This window comes from Agromyces sp. Y575 (genome assembly GCF_059445445.1).
The window spans coordinates 387,028-402,077 of the sequence record NZ_JCAIUI010000002.1 but is presented as its reverse complement, the minus strand read 5'-3'; the positions used below and the strand labels follow the sequence as shown (position 1 = coordinate 402,077).

Below are 15,050 nucleotides of genomic sequence, written 5' to 3'. Positions count from 1 at the left end.
CGCGGTCGCCTGGATCTGCAGATCTGCGGATCGCTCGGATTGCAGGATCATGGAATGGCGATCGCAGGATCGCAGGATCGCAGGATCGCAGGATCGCAGGAATGGCGGAATGGCGGAGTGGCGGATTGCTGGATTGGCGGATTGGCGGAGTGGCGGATCGCAGGATCGTGGAATGGCGGATCGCAGGATCGCTCGGATCGCTCGGATCGCAGGATCGCAGGATCGCTCGAATTGCCGCGCTGCCCGGCAGCCGGGATCGCCCGCGTCGCCGGGATCTCCGAATCTCCAAATCGGAGCAAACGCTTCATTCGAATATAGATCCGAAAAGATGAGATTCAAGCGTGAATTCAATCGAATACATCTTCCATTCCTGTCTGAATCTGCGATAGAATGAGGCATGCCAGCAACGACCGCCGCACTCACCGAGTTGCGGTCGGCGTGCGCTGAGGCCGATGGCATCTGGGCCGGCGCGTTGCTGGGCGAGTCGACCGAATCCGGGGTCGATGTTCGGGTCATGAGTGGCGACGGCCTGGTGCGCGTGACCGAATCGCTGGCCGAGCTGGCACGCCGTGTACAAGCGTTGCAGGCCAAGTGCGCTGCCGAACTCGCCGCTCGGTCGCGCAGTGGCGGTGACGACGACGTTGCTCGCCGGCACGGGTACTCATCTCCCGCGCGGCTGATCGCGACGGTCACCGGCGGCCGCTACAGCGACGCCGCGAAACTCGTGGCTGTCGGTGAGGCCACCGCATCGCGAGCATCGTTCACGGGTGAGACCCTCCCGGCTCGGCATCCGCATCTGGCCGTTGGGCTCGATGCCGGCGAAGTGTGCGTCGATGCCGCAGAGACGATTCGTCGATTCCTCGATGGCGTCGCACTTCGTACCGATCGAGCCGAACTCGACGAGGCCGAGCGGTTTCTCGTGGAGCGGGCCCCGCTCGTCGGCGTCGACGGTCTCGTGCGACTCATCAAGCAGCTGCAGGCACGACTCGACCCCGACGGCGTGAAGCCGAGAGAAGACGAGTTGCGTGCGAACCGTGGGCTTCGCATCTGGGAGGATCGCGCCGGCATGATCCAACTGCAGGGCGCATTCGATCCGGCCAACGGCGCGCCAGTCAAACTCGCCATCGAAGCGCTCGTCGGTGCCGAGCTCCGCCGGGCCCGCGATGCGAAACGCGGGTTCGTTGCCGGCCCCGGTGAGCGCGACCATTTCGACCGTGCAAAGAATGCCGACGATACGACGGCTGCCGGCGATGCGACTGCTGCCGACGAGACGACAGATGCCGACGGTGTCGACGGTGTCGACCCGATCTTCGATGAGCAACGGACGATCGCCCAGATGAATGCCGACGCATTGGCCGACATCGCTCGCCTGTCGCTCGGGGCGAAGAACGCGCCCGCGACGCTTCGCCAGGTCACGGTCGTCGCCCGCGTCTCAGCTCAGGCGTTGGGGTCGGGGCGAGGGCACGCCACCATTGACGGCATCGACCAACCGGTATCGGTCGCGACCGCGCGTGAACTGGCGCTTTCAGCGGGAGTCAGCCCCCTGTTGCTCGGCAACCGCAGCGATCCACTCGAGCTCGGCCGTGCCGCCCGCCTCTTCACCTCGGCGCAGAAGATCGCACTCGTCGAACGTGACGGCGGCTGTGCTTGGCCCGCGTGCGAGCGGCCGCCCTCGCACGCGCAGGCGCACCACATCCGGTGGTGGAAGCGGCATCGAGGCCGCACCGACATCGAGAACGGCATCATGCTGTGCTCGCATCACCACCACCGCGTCCATGACGACGGCTGGATCATCACCATCCGCGACGCGCAGACGTGGTTCACGCCTCCGGTGTACATCGACCCGCAGCAGCGACCACGCCCCGGTAATCGACGATTGCCGGTTGACTGGGCCGATGCCTCGCCAGCCCCTCGGGTCGCTGCAGCCTGAACGCACGGTCAGAGCGAGCGGCCGGTGGCCGGTTGCGCGGGTCGAAAGCTATGGGTTGAGCGTGCCGAAGCCGGTGGATGTCGAGGTCTGTCGGTTGAGCGTGCCGAACCCGGTGGATGTCGAGGTCTGTCGGTTGAGCGTGCCGAAGCCGGTGGATGTCGAGGTCTGTCGGTTGAGCGTGCCGAAGCCGGTGGGTGCCGAGGTTTGTCGGTTGAGCGCGCCGAAACCTGGCGCGGATTCGCCAGGCTCAGCAGGCGGCCTGCGGCAGGCTCAACCAGCGGCGCCCGGCTCGAAGCGATAGCCCATGCCGGGCTCCGTGAAGAAGAAGCGCGGCTCCGACGGTGTCGGCTCCAGCTTGCGTCGCAGTTGGGCGACGTAGAGGCGCAGGTAGCCGGCGTCGTTCGCGTGGAACGGCCCCCACACCTCGCTCAGCAGCATCTGTCTGGTGAGCAGTTTGCCCGGGTTCATGAGGAACAGCTCGAGCAGGCGCCACTCCGTCGGCGTGAGGCGTACGGATGTCGCGCGCCCCGACGCATCCGTCGACCTGATGGTCTTCGCGGCGAGGTCGACGGTGAGCGCCCCGATGGTGAACGCCGCGGCATCCGCCTCGCCGGTGGTCGACCGTGCACGGGCGCGGATGCGGGCGAGCAGCTCGTCCATGGCGAAGGGCTTCGTCACGTAGTCGTCGGCGCCGGCGTCGAGCGCGTCGACCTTCTCGGCCGAGTCGGTGCGGCCCGAGAGCACGAGAATCGGCACCTTCGACCACGCGCGCACGGCGCGGATCACGTCGATGCCGTCGACCTTCGGCATGCCGAGATCGAGAAGGATGAGATCAGGGTGGGCGTTCGCCGCGAGATCGATCGCCTCGGCACCGTCACGTGCGGCGATGACGTCGTAGCCGCGCGCGGCGAGCGTGATGCGGAGGGCGCGTTGCAGCTGGGCGTCGTCGTCGGCGAGGAGGATCCTCATCGCGCCTCCTCGGTGGTCGGTGCCGACGGCAGGGTGACGACCATGGTGAGGCCGCCGCCGGGGGTGTCGTCGACTTCCAGTGTGCCGTCCATTCCCTCGACGAACCCCTTTGACAGGGCGAGGCCGAGGCCGAGGCCAGAGTCGTTGTCGGTGTCGCCGAGCCGTTGGAACGGCGTGAACACCTCGTCGCGGCGTTCGGTCGGGATGCCCGGTCCGCGGTCGACGACCCGCAGTTCGGTGCGGCCCTGGAACGAGCTCGCCGCGACGCGCACACGCTCGCCGGGCGGACTGTGCCGCACGGCGTTCGCGAGCAGGTTCACGACGACCCGCTGCAGCAGCACGCCGTCGGCGAGCACCGGTTCGAGCCCGTCGGCGAGATCGAGTTCAACCTCGCCGGGGCCGAGTGCGAGCTCATCGAGCGCCGGGAAGACGACATCGGCGACCTCGGTCGGGGCGAGCATGACGGCGAGCGCGCCGGCCTGCACGCGGCTCACGTCGAGCAGGTTCGTGACGAGTTCGGCGAGGGCGTCGAGGCTCTCGGACGCGGTCGCGAGCAGCTCGTCGCGCTCGGCGGCCGGCAGATCGACCTCCCTCGAGTGCAGGGCGCTCACCGCGGCCGACGCCGAGGTGAGCGGTCGCCGCAGGTCGTGGCCGACCGCGGCGAGGAGCGCCGAGCGCACCCTGTCGGTCTCGGCGAGCGCCGTCGCCGCCGACGCCGCGGTAGACAGCGCGCCGTGCTCGATCGCGGCGTCGATCTGCGAGGCGATGACCTGCAGCAGGCGGCGTTCGGATGCCTCGAGGTCCTGGCCATGCAGTTCGAGCACGCCGCGTGTGCCGACCGGCACGTTCGTGACCCGGTCGTCGCGGGCCGGCTCGCCATCGGCGACCCTCGTCTCACCGTCGACGAGCAGGCGCACTCCGGTGAGGCCGAACGCCTCGCGGGTGCGAGTGACCATGGCCTGCAGGGCGTCTTCACCGCGCAGCACGCTGCCGGCGATGGAGGCGAGCAGCTGCGACTCGGCGGCTGCTCGCCGGGCGATGCGCGTTCGTCTCGCAGCCTGGTCGACGACGTAGCTCACCAGCAGGGCGTTCGCGACGTAGAAGAGTAGGGCGAGCAACTGCCGCGGGTCGTGGATCGTCAGGGTGAACCGCGGCTCGACGAACAGCGCGTTCAGGGTGATTCCCGACAGCACCGCCGCGAACAGCCCCGGCCAGATGCCACCGATGAGGGCGACGACGATGACGAGCAGTTGGAAGGCGAGCACGTCGCTCGTGATGGACGTCTCGGTGTGGAAGGTCGCGAGCAGCCAGCTGAGCAGCGGGCCGGCGACGAGCGCCACGACGAAGCCGACGACGAGCCGCTTGCGGCTGAGCGCGCCGCCGAGCTTCGGCAGCGAGATGCCGGAGCCGGCAGCCGCGTGGGTGACGATGTGCACATCGATGTCACCCGACTCTCGGATGACCGTCGCACCGATGCCCGGACTCGAGAAGGCGGCGGCGAGCCGAGACCTGCGGCTGACGCCGATCACCAGCTGCGTGGCATCCGCTGATCTCGCGAACTCGACGAGCGCTTGCGGCACATCTTCGCCGACGACCTGATGGAAGGTGCCGCCGAGCTGTTCGACGAGCGTGCGCTGCGCATCGAGGGCGCCCGGATGCCGCGCCCGCATGCCGTCCGGATTCGTGACGTGCACGGCGATGAGCACCCCGCCCGATGAGCGCGAGGCGATGCGGGCACCGCGCCGCAGGAGCGTCTCACCCTCGGGGCCGCCGGTGAGGGCGACGACGACGCGCTCGCGCGCCTCCCACTTGCGGTCGATGCCATGCTCGGCGCGGTAGGCCTTCAGCGCGGAGTCGACCTCGTCGGCGAGCCAAAGCAGCGCGAGCTCCCGCAGCGCGGTCAGATTACCGAGCCGGAAGTAGTTGGAGAGTGCCGCATCGATGCGCTCGGCTGGGTAGACGAGGCCGCTCGAGAGGCGGTCGCGAAGCGCTTGCGGAGCGAGGTCGACGACTTCGATCTGGTCGGCGCCGCGCAGCACCTGGTCGGGGATCGTCTCGCGCTGCGGTACGCCGGTGATCTGCAGCACGACGTCGCCGAGCGATTCGATGTGCTGCGTGTTGACGGTCGAGATGACGTCGATGCCGGCGTCGAGCAGCTCATCGACGTCTTGCCAGCGTTTCGCGTGGCGCGAGCCGGGGGCGTTGGTGTGGGCGAACTCGTCGACGAGCGCGATCCCGGGCTTGCGCGCGAGCACGGCGTCGAGGTCCATCTCGGTGAGTGCCATGCCGCGGTGCGTCACGGTGTGGCGGGGGACGACCTCGAGTCCCTCGACCATCGAAGCCGTCGCGCGGCGCCCGTGGGTCTCCACGAACGCCACGACGACGTCGTTGCCCTCGGCGGCGAGACGCTTGCCCTCTTCGAGCATCGTGTACGTCTTGCCGACGCCGGGAGCGGCGCCGAGGAGCACTCGCAACCGCCCCCGTCTCATGCGTTCAGCCCTCCTCAGCCGAGCTCGGCTAGCGCGAGGTTCAGCTGCAGCACGTTCACGGTCGGTTCGCCCAGGTAACCGAGGTCCCGTGCCTGAATCCTAGACTCCACGAGCGCCTCGACGTCGGCTTCGGTGAGGTCGCGCGCCTCGGCCACGCGCGCCACCTGGAGGCGGGCGTACTCCGGGCTGATGTGCGGGTCGAGACCCGAGGCCGAGGCGGTCACCGCGTCGGCAGGGACATCCGCTTCGGAGACTCCGTTGAACGCGGCGATCTGGGCCTTTCGGTCGCCGATCGCGGCGATCAGGTCGGCGTTCTCGGGTCCCCAGTTGCTGCCGCTCGAGGCGCCACCGTCGTAGCCGTCACCGGCGGCCGACGGACGCGACTGGAACCATTCGGGCAGAGGCTCGCCGTCGGCATCCGCGAAGGACTGGCCGATCAGGCTCGAGCCGACGACTTCACCGTCGACTGTGACTTGCGAGCCGTTCGCCTGTGCCGGCAGTACGAGCTGGCCGATGCCCGTGACGACGAGCGTGTAGGCCACGCCGAGCACGGCGGTGAAGATGAGCATCGCGCGAACCGCCACCCAGTGGGTGCGGACCGTGGTGCGAGTGGAGCTCATGGTGTTGTCCTTTCGAAGTTCTCGCTGGTCGAGTGGGCCCGCCAGGGCCGTATCGAGACCGAGTGCCGGGCCTCGATACGCTCGCTGCGCTCGCTACTCGACCAGCGGATGGGTTGGAACCCGGGCCTAGAACCCGGGAATGAGGCTGACGACGAGATCGATCAGCTTGATGCCGATGAAGGGGGCGATGATGCCGCCGAGGCCGTAGACGAGCAAGTTGCGGCTCAGGATCGCGGAGGCTCCGCCCGGCTTGTACTTCACGCCGCGCAGCGCGAGTGGGATGAGCACGACGATCACGAGGGCGTTGAAGATGATCGCCGACAGGATGGCCGAGGCGGGGGAGTGCAGCTGCATGATGTTCAGCACCGCGAGCCCCGGGAAGATCCCGGCGAACATCGCCGGGATGATCGCGAAGTACTTCGCGAGGTCGTTGGCGATCGAGAACGTCGTGAGTGCGCCGCGGGTGATGAGCAATTGCTTGCCGATGCGCACGATCTCGATGAGCTTCGTCGGGTCGGAGTCGAGGTCGACCATGTTGCCGGCCTCTTTCGCGGCCGACGTGCCCGTGTTCATCGCCACACCGACGTCGGCCTGCGCGAGCGCAGGGGCGTCGTTCGTGCCGTCGCCGGTCATCGCGACGAGGTTGCCGCCCGCTTGCTCCCGCTTGATGAGCGCCATCTTGTCTTCGGGGGTGGCTTCTGCGAGGTAGTCGTCGACGCCGGCCTCGGCCGCGATGGCCTTCGCGGTGAGCGGGTTGTCACCCGTGATCATCACGGTGCGGATGCCCATCGCACGGAGCTCGGCGAACCGTTCGGTGAGCCCGTCCTTGACGATGTCCTTGAGGTGCACGACGCCCAGGATGCGCGCCTCGCCGTCTTCTCCGTTCGGTCCCTGAGCCTGTCGAAGGGCGACGACGAGCGGGGTACCGCCACTGTTCGAGATCGCCTCGACCCGCTGCTCCAGCTCATCGAGGGTTGTCAAGGGAATGCGACCGGATGCCTCGACCCAGGCGATCACCGCGGAGCCGGCACCTTTGCGGATGCTCGACCCGTCGGGCAGGTCGAGCCCCGACATGCGGGTCTGCGCCGTGAACGGCACGACCTCGCCTGCTGTGTTCCCTGCGCCTGTCGAAGGGTCGAAGCGGATGCCGCGCTCCGCCGCGAGCTCGACGATCGACGAACCCTCGGGGGTCGGGTCGGCGAGCGACGACAGCGCCGCCGAACGCTCCAGTTCGGAGATCGGCACGCCCGGCATCGGCACGAACTCGCTGGCACGACGGTTGCCGTACGTGATCGTGCCGGTCTTGTCGAGCAGGAGCGTCGTCACGTCGCCGGCCGCTTCGACGGCACGGCCCGACATCGCGAGCACGTTGCGCTGCACGAGCCGGTCCATGCCGGCGATGCCGATCGCCGAGAGCAGTGCGCCGATCGTCGTCGGGATCAGGCAGACGAGCAGGGCGACGAGCACCGGGATCGAGGCCGTGGTCGCCGCGTACGAGGCGATCGGGTTGAGCGTGAGCGTGACGACCACGAAGATGATCGACAGGCTCGCGAGCAGGATGTTCAGCGCGATCTCGTTCGGCGTCTTCTGGCGTGAGGCGCCCTCGACGAGCGCGATCATGCGGTCGACGAAGGTCTCGCCCGGCTTCGAGGTGATGCGCACGACGATGCGGTCTGAGAGCACCCGGGTGCCACCCGTGACGGCCGAGCGGTCCCCTCCTGATTCACGCACGACCGGCGCCGACTCACCCGTGATGGCGGACTCGTCGACGGAGGCGATGCCCCAGACGATGTCGCCGTCGCCCGGGATCAGCTCGCCCGCCGTCACGACGACCGTGTCGCCGAGCGTGAGGTCGGCCGAGGAGACGTCGCTGATCGAGGCGCGCTCTGCCGAGGCATCCGTCGCCGCGTCGTAGTTCGAGATGAGTCGCGCGGTCGTCGACGTGCGGGTCTGCCGCAGTGTGTCGGCCTGCGCCTTGCCGCGGCCCTCGGCGACCGACTCCGCGAGATTCGCGAAGAGCACGGTGAGCCAGAGCCAGACGGCGATGCCCCAGGTGAAGGTGAGCGGCACGGCGGTGCCGCCCGAAGATCCCGGCCCGCCGAGCAGCGGCTCGGCGATCGCGAGCACCGTGGTGAGGGCGGCGCCCACCTCGACGATGAACATGACGGGGTTCCGCCACATCTGACGAGGGTCCAGCTTGCGGAACGCGCCGGGCACGGCGGCGAGCAACTGGGCCGCACTGAACGCGCCCTTCGGCTTGTCGCTCGCTGAGCTCGTCACGTGTGCTGAGCTGGTATCGCTCGCTGAGCTTGCCGAAGCGGTTCCATCGACGGGCTCAGGCCCTTCGACGGGCTCAGGGAACGTCGGGGAGGTGATGGTGGACATGTCAGTTCAGCCCTTCCGCCAGGGGACCCAGCGTGAGAACGGGGAAGAAGGTGAGGGCGGTCACGATGACCGTCACACCGACCAGGAGGCCGACGAACTGCGGCCGGTGGGTGGGGAGGGTGCCGGCGGTCGCGGGCACCTTGTCCTGTGCCGCGAGGGATCCGGCGAGTGCGAGCACGAATACGATCGGGATGAACCGGCCGAGCAGCATCGCGACACCGAGCGCCGTGTTGAACCAGGGCGTGTTCGCCGTGAGTCCGGCGAAGGCCGAGCCGTTGTTGTTCGAGGCGCTCGTGAAGGCGTAGAGCACTTCGCTCATGCCGTGGATGCCCGGGTTCCAGATCGACGTCGCTTCGACGTCGGCCCGGATCGCGGGGATCGCGAACGAGAGTGCGGTGCCCACGAGCACGAGCGTCGGCGTGACGAGGATGTAGAGACTCGCGAGCTTGATCTCGCGCGGGCCGATCTTCTTGCCGAGATACTCGGGTGTGCGGCCGACGAGCAAGCCCGCGATGAACACGGTGATGACCGCGAGCATGAGCATGCCGTAGAGACCCGAACCGACGCCGCCGGGGGCGACCTCGCCGAGCATCATGTTGAGCATCGGCATCATGCCGCCGATCGCGGTGAACGAGTCGTGCATCGAGTTGACGGCGCCCGTCGAGGTGAGTGTCGAGGTCGAACCGAACAGCGTGGAACCGAAGATGCCGAAGCGTGCTTCCTTACCCTCGAGTGCGCCGCCGGCGAGTTCGGGGGCAGTGCCGTTACCGGCCGCCTCGAGCGCGCTGAGTGCGGTGAGCGAGACCACGAAGAGCGTCGCCATGACCGCGAGGATCGCGTAGCCCTGCTTGTTCGAGCCGACCATCCTGCCGAAGGTGCGCGGCAGCGCGAATGGGATCGCGAGCATGAGCACGTTCTGGAAGAGGCTCGTCCAGGCGGTCGGGTTCTCGAACGGGTGGGCGGAGTTCACGTTGAAGAAGCCGCCGCCGTTGGTGCCGAGCAGCTTGATGACCTCTTGCGAGGCGACCGGGCCACCGGGCAGGTTCTGCGGGTTGCCGGCGAGCGTCGTGATCTCGGTGAAGCCGTTGAAGTTCGCCGCGACGCCGCCGATGACGAGCACGATCGCGCCGACCACCGAGAGCGGTAGCAGCAAGCGGAACGAGCCACGGAACAGGTCGACCCAGAAGTTGCCGATCGTGCCCGAGCCGCGACGGGCGAAGCCCCGTACTAGGGCGATCGCCACGGCGATGCCGACGGCGGCCGAAACGAAGTTCTGCACCGCGAGGCCGGCGAGCTGCACGGTGTAGCCCATCGTGAGCTCGGGAGAGTACGACTGCCAGTTCGTGTTCGCGACGAACGACGCCGCGGTGTTGAACGACAGGCCCTCGGGAACGGCTGGCAGGCCGAGCGAGTACGGCAGCACGGCCTGGGCGCGCTGCAGCACGTAGACGAACAACAGTCCGATGACCGAGAACGCGAGCACGCCGCGGAGGTATGCGGGCCACGACTGCTCGGCGCGCGGATCGATGCCGATGAGGCGGTAGAGGCCTCGTTCGACCTTCCAGTCGCGGTCGCTCGAGTAGAGGCGCGCCATGTAGTCGCCGAGTGGGCGGTAGATGAGCGCGAGGATCAGGGCGAGGGTGGCCGCCTGCAGCACGGCGAACAGCACGGCCATCAGAACCGCTCAGGTTTCACGAGGGCGTACACGAGGTACACCACAGCGGCGACACCCAACGCGGCAGCGAGGAGTTCGAAGAAGATCACAGCTTCTCGACCCCCCTGGCGATGAGGCCGACGAGTACGAACACGGCGATGATGCCGAGAAGGTAGACGACGTCGAGCACGAAGACTCCAGGTTCGGGAGTTCCGCGTGCCGCGGGCGCGGCGTGCGGGCAGGTTTCGACCCGCTCAACCGGCAGAGACGATGCAACACCCGAGCGGATGCCGCGGGGCCGATCCTCATGGATCCCTAACGCCCGCCCGCGGCATCCCTACACTCCCCTCACGCCCGTCGTGCGGGTTGAGCCTGTCGAAACCCTCGTCGTGCGGGTTGAGCCTGTCGAAACCCATGTTCTGTGGGTTGAGCCTGTCGAAACCCATGTTCTGCGGGTTGAGCCTGTCGAAACCTGACGTTGTGTTCTGCGGGTTGAGCCTGTCGAAACCTGACGTTGTGTTCTGCGGGTTGAGCCTGTCGAAACCCAGACCCTCAGCCCTCTCGCCGACGACTCAACCCAGGCAGATCGTCCATCCGTCCGTCGATGAGCGCACGTCGCTTCGCCCGGCTCCACCCTTGCACCTGCTTCTCACGCGCATAGGCCTCGTGCATGTGCGCCCATTCTTCGACGTAGGCCAATCGCACGGGAAGGCGCGTGCTCGTGTACGACGGCACTACGCCGGCGGTGTGCTGCTCGAGCCGGTGCTCGAGACCACGAGTGCTGCCGACGTAGTAGCTGGCGTCGGCGCACTCGAGGATGTACATGAAAGGCATGCCCCGATGGTGTCATCCGAGGCGGGTCGATTCGATCGGCGAGTGCGCACCGGTGGGGGACGCGCCGTCGAATACTGGTGTTGAGGCGTGATGGGTTTCGGCAGGCTCAACCCGCAGACTGTGGTTTCGGCAGGCTCAACCCGCAGAGTGTGGTTTCGGCAGGCTCAACCCGCAGAGTGTGGTTTCGGCAGGCTCAACCCGCAGAGTGTGGTTTCGGCAGGCTCAACCCGCAGGCTGTGGTTTCGGCAGGCTCAACCCGCAGAGTGTGGTTTCGGCGGGCTCGACCCGCAGACTGTGGTTTCGGCAGGCTCAACCCGCAGACTGTGGTTTCGGCAGGCTCGACCCGCAGACTGTGGTTTCGGCAGGCTCGACCCGCAGACTGTGGTTTCGGCAGGCTCAACCCGCAGAACCGAGCTGCGGGATCAGCCTGCTCCGGAGCAGTAGCGTTGCCTCATGAGTGCTGCAGAAGTCGTCTCGCTCATCGTCGAGGTGATCGGATGGTTCGCGCTCGCCGCGGGGCTCGTCTTCTTGCTGCTCGCCCTGCTCATCCGCCTCGCCGATGGGCGCTGGCTGCGCACCGAGGCGGTCGTCGTCGACGGCGATGAGGGCAGTGTCGTACGGTGGTTCACCGACGACGGCTTCCAGTCGCGGACGCTCAGCGCCGAGGAGCGGGCGCACGTGACCCGCCCAGACGAGGAGCCGGCCTACTACAAGGAGCGGGAGCCGTATCGGCTGCGACTCCACGAGCCGCCGATGGGTCGCCGGGTGCTCCGCATCGTCGGCATCGTGCTCATCGGCATCGCCGCGCTCGCCGCGGTCATCGGCCTCGTGCTGATGTTCGTCGGCTGACGAGCGTCCCGAGGCGGGGCATCCCGGTCGTCGCCTCGAGCTATTCCAGCGCTGCGAACCGCTCGATGTCGCCTTCGGTACCCGACACGATGATGAGGTCGTGGTTGGAGACCACGGTGTTCTCGGTCGCGTACGTGAACGGCTTTCCGGGGCTCTTCACGCCGACGACCGTCACCCGGTGCTTCGAACGCACACCAGACTCGGTGAGGTTCTTGCCGCGGATCGGTTTCGGCGGGTACATCTTCACGAGCGCGAAGTCGTCGTCGAACTCGATGAAGTCGAGCATGCGCCCGCTCACGAGATGCGCCGTGCGTTCGCCCGCTTCGCGCTCGGGATAGATCACATGATTCGCGCCGATGCGCTGCAGGATCTTGCCGTGCGAGGCCGAGATCGCCTTCGCCCAGATCTGCGGGATCTTCAGGTCGACGAGGTTCGCCGTGATGAGCACGGATGCCTCGATCGACGACCCGACCGCGCACACCGCGATCGAGAAGTCCTGCGCGCCGATCTGCTTCAGCGCATCGATCGACCTCGCATCGGCGACGACGGCGTGCGTCACCCGCTCCGACCACTTCTGCACGAGCGCTTCGCTCTCGTCGACGGCGAGCACCTCGCGGCCGAGCCGGTCGAGCTGGCCCGCGGTGGCGGCTCCGAACCGGCCGAGGCCGATCACGAGCACTGGGGCGTCGTGCCTGATTCGATCAACCAACGATGGGCCTCTCTTCCGGACGCTTGAACAACTGCCGGCGCTGGCTCGCCGCCAGGGCTGCGGCGAGTGTCACTGTACCAACCCGCCCCATGAACATCGTGGCCGCCATGACGTAAACGCCCTCTGGCGGCAGCTCGGCCGTGAGCCCGGTCGACAGGCCGCACGTGGCGAACGCCGAGATGACGTCGAACAGCACGTAGTCGAACGGCTGCTTCGTGATCTGCAGGATCGCGATCGAGGAGACGGCCACGATCGTCGCACCCCAGAGCACGACGCTGACCGACAATCGCAGCATGTCGCGCGGGATGCGCCGGCCGAACGCCTCCATCGAGGGCGCGCCCCTCGCCTCGGCGAATGCGGCGAGGAAGAGCACGGCGAGCGTCGTGACCTTGATGCCGCCGGCGGTCGATGCCGATCCGCCACCGATGAACATGAGCATGTCGGAGACGAGCAGGCTCGACCCGTTGAGGTCGTGCATGTTGATCGTCGAGAATCCGCCCGATCTCGTCATCATCGACATGAAGAACGATTGGAAGACCGTCGGTCCGGCGTCGAGCTGCCCGTAGGTCTTGGGATTGCCGTATTCGAGCAGTAGGAACATCGCTGCGCCCAGCACGAAGAGGATCGTGGTCGTCGTGAGCGTGAGCTTGACGTGCACGCTCCAGCGATGCGGATGCCGCCAGGCCCGGGCCAGCGCGAAGATCACGGGGAACCCGAGGCTGCCGAGGAAGACGCCCAGCATCAGGAGCGATTGGAACCAGTAGTCGCCGATGAGCGGATCGAGACCGCCGGGGTTCGGGTTGAACCCCGTGTTCGTGAACGCCATGGCCGAGTAGTAGAGGCTGTACCAGAACGAGTGCCAGGCGTCGTATCCCGCAGCGAGCATGCTCGGGATCATGCCGATTGCGATCATCACTTCGATGACGAAGGCGCTGATGGCGACCGTCGCGAGCAGCCCGCCGACCTCGCCGAGGCGCACGGCCTGCCGTTCGGAGACCGGGCCGACGTGGATGCGCGACGGGTTCGAGTCGCTCGCGGCGATGAGCTTGGCCCGGAGGCCCAGCCGCCGAGAGATGACGAGGCCAAGGATCGACGCGAGGGTCAGCACGCCGACGCCGCCGATGTTGACGCCGATGAACACGAGTGCGTTGCCGAACGGCGACCAGTGCGTGGCCATGTCGACGGTCGTGAGGCCCGTGACGCAGATGACCGACACCGCGGTGAACACGGCATCGTGCAACGGCGTGATCTGGCGGTCGGCGCTCGCGATCGGGAGCGAGAACAACACGGTGAACACGACGATGAGGGCCGCGAAGATGAGAATCGCGAATCGCGACGGGGAGTGCTTCATGAGCCCGTCGACCGCGTCGCGTACCTTGCCGAGAGCAGACCGGCGGTCGACACGACCAAGACGGCCTATCGGCTGTGCGCGCATCAAGCCCCCTCTGTGCCGTCACCGAACGCGTGAGTCATGGTACTCCCCGCCGTGAGTGACTAGCCTTGGGGCATGGCGGACATCTTCGACGTGGTGGCGGACTCGACGCGGCGCGACATCCTCGCCGTTCTCCTCGAGCGCGAAGGCGCGGTGCCATCTTCGGGCGGCGAGATCAGTGTGTCCGAGATCGTGACCGCGCTCGGCGCGAGTCAGCCGACGGTTTCCAAGCACCTGAAGGTGCTGCGCGAGTCGGGTCTCGTGGCGGTGCGCGAAGAGGGCCAGCACCGGTACTACAAGCTCGACCGCACGCCGCTGGAGGCACTCGAAGACTGGCTGATTCCATTCGTGTCGACGGATGCCGCGGCTGACGCTGCCACACTCGCGGGCGTCGGGGCGCACGACGACGAGCCGCTGAACACCGAGCAGTTCGCGTTCGCGGCCGCCATCGGCAAGGCGTTCGCCGAGACCGCTCATCAGGTCACCGCGGTCGTCGGCCCGAAGAAGCGCCGCTGAGGCGCACGCGGGTTGAGCTCGTCGAAACCCGCCTGCTGAGTGGGTTTCGACAAGCTCAACCCGCAGAAGCTCAACCCGCAGAAGCTCGACCCGCAGAAGCTCGACCCGCAGAAGCTCGACCCGCAGAAGCTCAACCCGCAGAAGCTCGACCCGCAGAAGCTCATCCTGCGGGGGTGAGGGCCAGCACGAACGCGAGGCATGCGGCAGTCGCGGTGAACGTGCGCACGTGATTCCACGCGAGCCACCCGGGGCGGAACGCCTGCCATGCCGCCGCGAGCGCCGCGGCATCCGACTCGGATGGCGCAGCAAGCCGGTTGTTGCGCGGCACGTTCGCGCCGCCCGTGACGCCCACGACGCCGACGAGGTAGAGGGCAGCGCCGGCGATCGACCACCACGCGGTGCCCTCGGGCTCGCTGAGGAAGGCGAGCACGGCGAGCACCGCCGCGACGAGGGCTGTGCCGAAGATCGCGAGCATGAGCGGGGCCCGCACCGCGGTCACGTTGATCTCGCGCATGGCCCTCGCGGCATCTGCAGCTGGCAGGCGGTCGATGCCCTGCGTGACGAAACCCGAGAACGCGAAGAAGACGCCGGCGACGAGGCCGGTGCCGACGATCGCGATGATGAGCAAGATGTCGACGAATTCCATGTCGTCAGTCTGGCGTA

The 15,050-nt window shown here is 67.6% G+C and carries 15 protein-coding genes; 5 read left to right on the top strand and 10 right to left on the bottom strand.

Features of this window, described 5'->3' with window-relative positions; genetic code table 11:
- Positions 1-54: 54 nt before the first annotated feature.
- Together AC1C2U_RS07990 and AC1C2U_RS07985 are read left to right on the top strand one after the other, a co-directional pair.
- Positions 55-318, top strand: coding sequence for a hypothetical protein (locus tag AC1C2U_RS07990; RefSeq protein ID WP_495361211.1), 264 nt, complete (start codon positions 55-57; stop codon positions 316-318).
- Positions 319-397: 79 nt separating this feature from the next.
- Entirely contained in the window at positions 398-1,930 is a 1,533-nt protein-coding gene (locus tag AC1C2U_RS07985) for a DUF222 domain-containing protein (protein ID WP_495361210.1), read from the top strand.
- A gap of 270 nt (positions 1,931-2,200) precedes the next feature.
- Here the strand turns inward: AC1C2U_RS07985 and AC1C2U_RS07980 are convergent, their stop codons facing one another.
- The 7 genes from AC1C2U_RS07980 to AC1C2U_RS07950 all read right to left on the bottom strand — a co-directional run bounded on the left by AC1C2U_RS07980 (position 2,201) and on the right by AC1C2U_RS07950 (position 10,881).
- Positions 2,201-2,899, bottom strand: a complete 699-nt coding sequence (locus tag AC1C2U_RS07980; protein ID WP_495361209.1) for a response regulator — start codon at positions 2,897-2,899, stop codon at positions 2,201-2,203.
- Complete coding sequence (locus tag AC1C2U_RS07975; protein WP_495361208.1) at positions 2,896-5,388, bottom strand: ATP-binding protein; 2,493 nt, start codon at positions 5,386-5,388, stop codon at positions 2,896-2,898. Before AC1C2U_RS07975 ends, AC1C2U_RS07980 begins: the two co-directional genes overlap by 4 nt.
- Before the next feature lie 14 nt (positions 5,389-5,402).
- Complete coding sequence (kdpC, locus tag AC1C2U_RS07970; RefSeq protein WP_495361207.1) at positions 5,403-6,008, bottom strand: potassium-transporting ATPase subunit KdpC; 606 nt, start codon at positions 6,006-6,008, stop codon at positions 5,403-5,405.
- 126 nt (positions 6,009-6,134) lie between these two features.
- Positions 6,135-8,393 (bottom strand): potassium-transporting ATPase subunit KdpB, encoded by a 2,259-nt coding sequence (gene kdpB / locus AC1C2U_RS07965; RefSeq protein ID WP_495361206.1) that lies wholly within the window; start codon positions 8,391-8,393, stop codon positions 6,135-6,137.
- Between the two features lies 1 nt (position 8,394).
- Positions 8,395-10,068: a potassium-transporting ATPase subunit KdpA gene (kdpA, locus tag AC1C2U_RS07960; protein ID WP_495361205.1), complete on the bottom strand. Its 1,674-nt coding sequence runs from the start codon at positions 10,066-10,068 to the stop codon at positions 8,395-8,397.
- Entirely contained in the window at positions 10,068-10,157 is a 90-nt protein-coding gene (locus tag AC1C2U_RS07955) for a potassium-transporting ATPase subunit F (protein ID WP_022891167.1), read from the bottom strand. Before AC1C2U_RS07955 ends, kdpA begins: the two co-directional genes overlap by 1 nt.
- A 442-nt stretch (positions 10,158-10,599) precedes the next feature.
- Positions 10,600-10,881 (bottom strand): GIY-YIG nuclease family protein, encoded by a 282-nt coding sequence (locus AC1C2U_RS07950; protein ID WP_495361204.1) that lies wholly within the window; start codon positions 10,879-10,881, stop codon positions 10,600-10,602.
- A gap of 453 nt (positions 10,882-11,334) precedes the next feature.
- On the opposite strand from AC1C2U_RS07950, the gene AC1C2U_RS07945 reads away from it, so the two are divergent.
- Positions 11,335-11,730: a hypothetical protein gene (locus AC1C2U_RS07945; RefSeq protein WP_495361203.1), complete on the top strand. Its 396-nt coding sequence runs from the start codon at positions 11,335-11,337 to the stop codon at positions 11,728-11,730.
- Positions 11,731-11,770: 40 nt separating this feature from the next.
- On the opposite strand, the gene AC1C2U_RS07940 is transcribed toward AC1C2U_RS07945, so the two are convergent.
- Complete coding sequence (locus tag AC1C2U_RS07940; RefSeq protein WP_495361202.1) at positions 11,771-12,439, bottom strand: potassium channel family protein; 669 nt, start codon at positions 12,437-12,439, stop codon at positions 11,771-11,773.
- Positions 12,432-13,874, bottom strand: coding sequence for a TrkH family potassium uptake protein (locus tag AC1C2U_RS07935; protein WP_495361201.1), 1,443 nt, complete (start codon positions 13,872-13,874; stop codon positions 12,432-12,434). Before AC1C2U_RS07935 ends, AC1C2U_RS07940 begins: the two co-directional genes overlap by 8 nt.
- Positions 13,875-13,946: 72 nt before the next feature.
- Between AC1C2U_RS07935 and AC1C2U_RS07930 the strand changes: the two genes are divergently transcribed.
- Positions 13,947-14,387, top strand: coding sequence for an ArsR/SmtB family transcription factor (locus AC1C2U_RS07930; RefSeq protein ID WP_495361200.1), 441 nt, complete (start codon positions 13,947-13,949; stop codon positions 14,385-14,387).
- A gap of 39 nt (positions 14,388-14,426) precedes the next feature.
- Entirely contained in the window at positions 14,427-14,564 is a 138-nt protein-coding gene (locus tag AC1C2U_RS07925) for a hypothetical protein (RefSeq protein WP_495361199.1), read from the top strand.
- Here AC1C2U_RS07925 and AC1C2U_RS07920 read toward each other — a convergent pair.
- Positions 14,548-15,033 (bottom strand): anthrone oxygenase family protein, encoded by a 486-nt coding sequence (locus AC1C2U_RS07920; protein ID WP_495361198.1) that lies wholly within the window; start codon positions 15,031-15,033, stop codon positions 14,548-14,550. The two genes, AC1C2U_RS07925 and AC1C2U_RS07920, sit on opposite strands and share 17 nt — an antisense overlap.
- Positions 15,034-15,050 lie beyond the last annotated feature (17 nt).

What these genes read in the sequence shown, in the direction of transcription:
- AC1C2U_RS07990 (WP_495361211.1), top strand. Translation starts at nt 55, where the DNA reads ATGGCGATCGCAGGATCGCAGGATCGCAGGATCGCAGGATCGCAGGAA.
- AC1C2U_RS07985 (WP_495361210.1), top strand. Translation starts at nt 398, where the DNA reads ATGCCAGCAACGACCGCCGCACTCACCGAGTTGCGGTCGGCGTGCGCT.
- AC1C2U_RS07980 (WP_495361209.1), bottom strand. Translation starts at nt 2,899, where the DNA reads ATGAGGATCCTCCTCGCCGACGACGACGCCCAGCTGCAACGCGCCCTC.
- AC1C2U_RS07975 (WP_495361208.1), bottom strand. Translation starts at nt 5,388, where the DNA reads ATGAGACGGGGGCGGTTGCGAGTGCTCCTCGGCGCCGCTCCCGGCGTC.
- kdpC (WP_495361207.1), bottom strand. Translation starts at nt 6,008, where the DNA reads ATGAGCTCCACTCGCACCACGGTCCGCACCCACTGGGTGGCGGTTCGC.
- kdpB (WP_495361206.1), bottom strand. Translation starts at nt 8,393, where the DNA reads ATGTCCACCATCACCTCCCCGACGTTCCCTGAGCCCGTCGAAGGGCCT.
- kdpA (WP_495361205.1), bottom strand. Translation starts at nt 10,068, where the DNA reads ATGGCCGTGCTGTTCGCCGTGCTGCAGGCGGCCACCCTCGCCCTGATC.
- AC1C2U_RS07950 (WP_495361204.1), bottom strand. Translation starts at nt 10,881, where the DNA reads ATGCCTTTCATGTACATCCTCGAGTGCGCCGACGCCAGCTACTACGTC.
- AC1C2U_RS07945 (WP_495361203.1), top strand. Translation starts at nt 11,335, where the DNA reads ATGAGTGCTGCAGAAGTCGTCTCGCTCATCGTCGAGGTGATCGGATGG.
- AC1C2U_RS07935 (WP_495361201.1), bottom strand. Translation starts at nt 13,874, where the DNA reads ATGCGCGCACAGCCGATAGGCCGTCTTGGTCGTGTCGACCGCCGGTCT.
- AC1C2U_RS07930 (WP_495361200.1), top strand. Translation starts at nt 13,947, where the DNA reads ATGGCGGACATCTTCGACGTGGTGGCGGACTCGACGCGGCGCGACATC.
- AC1C2U_RS07920 (WP_495361198.1), bottom strand. Translation starts at nt 15,033, where the DNA reads ATGGAATTCGTCGACATCTTGCTCATCATCGCGATCGTCGGCACCGGC.